Source organism: Candidatus Borrarchaeum sp., from assembly GCF_019058535.1.
Classification (GTDB): Archaea; Asgardarchaeota; Sifarchaeia; order Borrarchaeales; family Borrarchaeaceae; genus Borrarchaeum; species Borrarchaeum weybense.
This window is the reverse complement of sequence record NZ_JAHPYX010000059.1, coordinates 1-3,543: the sequence shown is the minus strand read 5'-3', so window position 1 is coordinate 3,543 and position 3,543 is coordinate 1. Positions and strand designations below refer to the sequence as shown.

2 protein-coding genes and 1 pseudogene are annotated in these 3,543 nt (G+C 37.8%); all 3 read right to left on the bottom strand.

The window, feature by feature from the left end:
* Positions 1-917: pseudogene (locus QVB70_RS03175) on the bottom strand (hypothetical protein); the annotation flags it as partial.
* 171 nt (positions 918-1,088) lie between these two features.
* Entirely contained in the window at positions 1,089-2,258 is a 1,170-nt protein-coding gene (locus QVB70_RS03170) for a GNAT family N-acetyltransferase (protein WP_287583304.1), read from the bottom strand.
* Positions 2,259-2,292: 34 nt separating this feature from the next.
* A partial coding sequence (locus tag QVB70_RS03165) for an AMP-binding protein (RefSeq protein ID WP_287583302.1) occupies positions 2,293-3,543 on the bottom strand: 1,251 nt, incomplete at its 5' end.

The window sequence follows — 3,543 nt, the reverse complement described above, 5'->3', positions numbered from 1 at the left end:
GCTCTATCCATCACCGAATAATATAACCAAAGTTCATTTCCTTTAAGTAAAGGGGAAGGTGTATCTAACGCGATCTCGCTTTTTATCCCGGGCATAATATCATTTTTCTCTTCAGGACCGTTGATAAGAATTCTCTTTATAGTCGTATTCTCAAAAAATGGAGAAGAGTCCCAGGTTAAACCTATATATTGTTTGTAAGGGAACGGAACCGAATAAATTGAAGCCGCAGGTAAAAGATAATGTTTATTATTCAACTTAAAGTAACCAGGACAAAATAAAGACTCATCCCACGTTCCTTTAACTCCATTCAGGTGAGTTAATGGGTTTTTTATCCAGCGTTCAGCTTTAATACGCCTAGTTTCTGAAATTTCTAATTTTAATGCACCTATTCGTCTATACAAATATCTTGGCCCGAATATCAAGCGTTGAAACATTCTATTTGTTACGTTGCTGTAAAAGACCAGATATTCTTCTTGGCCCAAACTAACTACGGAGGGACCCATATCTATGGAGCTTCCTTCCCAATGGTATTTTGGTTTAATTAATTCTTTAACGAAACTCCAAGGGCCTAGCGGATGATCTGCAACAGTTATACCTAATCTCCTACCACCTTTTTTCATGCGGAAAGCAAATGTCATCCAATATTTACTTGCTGCTTTAAATACAGCTGGAGTGAGAGATTCATTGCCTACAGAAATTAAAGGATTTTCGGTGTGTTTTACGAAACGTACTCCATCTAAACTTATTGCAACACCTATTGATGCCTTATTCCATCCTTCTGATGAACCTGTGTAATAAAAATAATATTTCATGTCGTCAGGTTCTTTGAATATACATCCAAAAGTTGAAGCCCCTATATCAAAACCCAGGTTTGATGGTTCTAATATAACACCTAGATGGCTCTTTAGTTTGATCATTGCGATTTCACTGCTCGTAGAAGTATATAAACTTGGAGCGTTTTTTCTGCAATATCTCAATTTAACAAATTTTATAAGCTGTGAGTAGGTTTATAATTAGGAGATACAAATTTCTGAATGCCTTAAGATCATCGTAAATTCTCTTCCATCTAAAAACAGCTTCCCTTTGTTTCATATTCCTTCAGTAAAAGCCATCGTAACATACCAGTTTTCCAAATCATACACAAACTCTTTGTTTAAATTATGGTTCAAGATTTTGACTACCATCTTCTTGTGCTTTTGTGTTAGCAAAGCTATGAATCCATGTGTCTTCAAAATGCTTACATATTTTTCAGAGAATCTGTTTTTAACAAACCATAGATTCACGGATAGTACTCCTTTGTTCTTAAGAAACTGAACAATGTGCTCAATTAAGACAAACAAATCATCTTCATATCCCTCTAGTCCTAAAATGTCGACAATGTGTCCCTTCTTGTGACCATTGCGAATATCTATAACAACATAACCAGTAATTTTGTTGTCTCTCTCACACACAAATACATGGTGAGGTATAACTGGATTTTCTATGAAACGCCAACTTACATATCGTCGATCTCTTTTTATCGTAATGCACTTATTTTCAGCAAAATACTTATTCCAAAACTGATCGAACCTATCGTCTAAGTCACGTCCGGTAATCTGCCTTACTGTAATTTCTTGATATTTTTTCAATTTTGGTTTTCTATGGAAAAGGTTCAGTGTTCTGAACTTATAATAGATTTTCGACACGAAAACAAGGAAGTTCAATAAATGCTTATTCCTGATTTGTGGAGCAAAGCGATCATGGATTACCTTCTTAACATCTATTGGCAAGGTCAAAATAGTTAGAGGGAAGGTAAGAAAGTGATATCCTACTCTAGCATGAGCTTTAACTGTGGCCTCACTTGGAAATCCCCAAATCATATCTATTTGTTCCTTCATGGCGGTATCAAAAATACTTTCAACTAGTTTTCCCCAGATTCTTACATCTTTCTCTTTAAAGCCGAATTTTTGCGCGATATTGCCGCGATAATTAGGAGATACTACTGCTCCTTCAGCCTTACCTCCGGTTATAATGGTTTTCTCGAAAGTCATTTCCATAGGTAACGTTGCATAATGTCCTATAATTCTCCCATTATGTTCAGCAAGCAGTATAACAGCTTGGCCGCTTGGGCACGTCATGTACTCCCATTCCCAAAAGTCGCACGCTTTATCTAAATTATAATGCTTCCAATAAGGTTTCATTAAGTCGATGATTGTTTTTTCATCGCCCTCTTTATAGCGACGAACGATCATTGCGTTTTTCTCTTCAATGTTATTCATCTTTTTCACTCAATTTCAGGACATACAAAAATTTCTAGGTGGAACTTCCCTTTACCTCTTTTCTTAATGCTCTGCGGAGTACCTTGCCGACACCTGTCATTGGAAGTGCTTCTCGAAATTCGATGATTTTAGGTATTTTAAATTCTGCAATTTTTTCTTCGCAGAATTTTATTATTTCATGGTCTATAGCGCTCTGTCCTTCTTTGAGAACAATATATGCTTTTACCTTTTCACCTGTATATTCATCAGGAATACCAATAACCGCCGCAGATATTACCTTTGGATGTTCGTATAACACTTCTTCTGCATCCCTAGGGTATACCTTAAAACCGGCAACATTAATCATGTCTTTCTTCCTGTCTACGATAGTAAAATATCCTTCTTCATCCATTGTCGCAATATCACCTGTATGAAGTTCACCGTTTACTAATGCCTTTTTTGTTTCTTCTGGATTTTTCCAATAGCCTTGCATTACCATAGGACCGCTAACCACCAATTCTCCTCTCTCATCGACAGGTACATCATTTCCATTTTCATCGACAATTCTTGAAAAACAGTCGATAACTGGAATGCCTATTGAACCACCCTTTTTTCGTGCGATTGGGCTGGTATGAGTAACTGGAGACGCCTCTATGAGGCCATATCCTTCCAGGAGATTACATCCCGTCTTCTCAGAAAATTCTTTCATCACTTGAACAGGAAGAGATGCACCACCAGAAAGCGCAAAGCGAAGTGAACTCAGGTCGTATTTTTCAAGTTCTGGATAGTGAAGGAGCGCAATGTACATTGTTGGTACGCCCGAGATGAATGTTAGTTTATAGTTGGAGATCGCCTCAAGCACCTTTTTGGGGTGAAATTTGGACATCAAAACTATTGTTCCTGCGTTGAGAAGTGTTGCATTCATAGCTACTGAGAGACCGTAGATGTGGCTGAGAGGGAGGACAGCTATCGTGCGCTCCCTTCCCTCTTCAAAATTAAACCATTTTACAGTCACTAGGGCGTTCGACACAAGGTTAAAATTCGTGAGAAGGGCACCTTTCGGTGTGCCAGTCGTGCCCCCCGTATATGCTAAAACGGCAATATCTTCTGCTTTGATATCAACTTTTGGAGGTTCTTCCTGTGTTGTAGCAAGCAACTCGTAAAAATTAAAGGTGTTTGGAACAGGTTCTTTTCCAATGACAACTATATTTTTTAGAGACGTTTCCTCTAGAATATTCTTCACAATAGGATATAGTCCATCCAAGACAACTATGGTTTCGGCTTCCGAATCCTTAAGCAAAAACTT

Excerpts from the sequence above, each read along its gene's own strand:
- QVB70_RS03170 (WP_287583304.1), bottom strand. The coding sequence starts at position 2,258 with ATGAATAACATTGAAGAGAAAAACGCAATGATCGTTCGTCGCTATAAA.